This is a genomic window from Halolamina salina (assembly GCF_042678005.1).
Taxonomy (GTDB): Archaea; Halobacteriota; Halobacteria; order Halobacteriales; family Haloferacaceae; genus Halolamina; species Halolamina salina.
In genome coordinates this window covers 1-1,059 of sequence record NZ_JBHUDH010000247.1, presented here as the reverse complement: position 1 = coordinate 1,059, position 1,059 = coordinate 1, and the positions used below count along the sequence as shown (strand labels likewise).

Sequence of the window (1,059 nt, the reverse complement as noted above, 5' to 3'; positions counted from 1 at the left end):
AGCGGAGATGGAAGAACAGACCGACGTTGAAGCAGTTGCCGGACAGGGACTCCGAGGTGATCGCTACTTTAGTGAGATTGAGACGGGAACCTTCGTTGAGTGGGAGCCAGATGAGGAACGCCACGATGGGTACGACCTCACGTTGATCGAGCAAGAGGCTGTAGCAGCAATCGAACGTGAAGCGGGAATCGAACTCGCACCGGGAGAACATCGACGAAACATCGAAACCCGTGATGTAGCACTCAATCATCTCGTTGGACAACGATTCCGAGTCGGAGATGCCATCTGTCGAGGGGATCGACTGTGTGAACCGTGTAATCATCTCCAGCGCATTACCCAGGACGGCGTATTGCAGGCACTCACCCATCGAGGAGGGCTCCGAGCGGACATCATCGAAAGTGGGACAATTCGTCCCGGCGACGAAATCGAACCGCTCGAATAATCTGCATTCAGTAACGTCTTCGTCTGTACTTGCTGAAGCGGCTCATCACATCGAGGTGGATTCTCACCAGCTGATTTAGAGTGAAATAGCCGCCCAGTAGGTGTGCGAATGTACCTTGGCTGGAGTAAGTACCGCCCTCCAACAGGTCCGATCGCCCCCGAACGATCGAAATGGTACCACCTTTCAAGCGCCGTCGCATCTTGTCATCGAATATGCGAGCCGTACGCGTCTCCGAGCACGGCGGGCCAGAGGTACTGACTGTCGAGGAGATAGACCGCCCCGATCCCGACGAGGGAGAGCTGCTGGTCGAGGTCGCAGCCGCGGGCGTCAATCCCGTGGACACCTACTTCCGCGACGGCTCCTACGAGCCGGTCGGGCTCCCCTTTACGCCCGGCGTCGACGTCGCCGGGACCGTCGTCGAGATGGACGACCGTGTCGAGGGGTTCGAGGCCGGCGACCGCGTGTTCGGGGTCGGCATCGGGAACGGCGAGCACCAGGGCGCATACGCGGAGTACGCCACGATTCCTACCGACCGCGTCGTCCACCTCCCCGATGGCGCTGACCTCCAGGAGGCCGGCGCCGCGGGCGTCGCCGCGTGTACGGCCTGGCGCGCTCTG

General features: G+C 60.6%; 2 protein-coding genes. Both read left to right on the top strand.

Going from position 1 to position 1,059, the window contains the following annotated elements; genetic code table 11:
• On the top strand, nt 1–442 hold a 442-nt coding region (locus ACFR9S_RS15345), incomplete at its 5' end, for an MOSC domain-containing protein (RefSeq protein ID WP_379818996.1).
• Between the two features lie 212 nt (nt 443–654).
• The coding region (locus ACFR9S_RS15340; RefSeq protein ID WP_379818995.1) for a quinone oxidoreductase family protein at nt 655–1,059 on the top strand (405 nt) is incomplete at its 3' end.